This window comes from Clostridium sp. UBA5119, assembly GCF_002414285.1.
Classification (GTDB): Bacteria; Bacillota; Clostridia; order Clostridiales; family Clostridiaceae; genus Clostridium_J; species Clostridium_J sulfidigenes.
Window position 1 is genome coordinate 35,804 of the sequence record NZ_DHYX01000102.1, and the last position, 430, is coordinate 36,233.

1 protein-coding gene is annotated in these 430 nt (G+C 41.9%); it reads left to right on the plus strand.

The window, feature by feature from the left end; genetic code table 11:
* Nucleotides 1–430, plus strand: a 430-nt coding sequence (locus tag B2671_RS15780; RefSeq protein ID WP_346871264.1) for a divalent metal cation transporter, incomplete at both ends; no start/stop codon positions are given.

The window sequence follows — 430 nt, forward strand, 5'->3', positions numbered from 1 at the left end:
TATGATGGCGACCTCTGCAATGGGGCCAGGATTTTTAACCCAAACTGCTGTATTTACAGTTAAGTTAGGTGCGGCATTTGGCTTTGCCATTTTAGTTTCCATTCTGATTGATTATGTCGTACAACAGAATATCTGGCGAGTGGTCACACTTACTCAAATGCGCGCATCAGATATTGCCAATAAAGCCTTACCGGGCAGTGGTTATTTACTGGCATTTCTGGTGATTTTGGGTGGGTTTTTCTTTAGTGTCGGTAATATTGCAGGTGCAGCTTTAGGTTTAAATGCACTTTTTGGCCTAGATACAAAGTGGGGCGGTATTTTAAGTGGGGCGTTAGCGATTTTGATTTTTGCTTCCAAAAAAGCCACGCTTGCCATGGATAAAAGCATGATCGTGTTGGGACTGCTTAAAATCCTGCTGATTATTATTGTT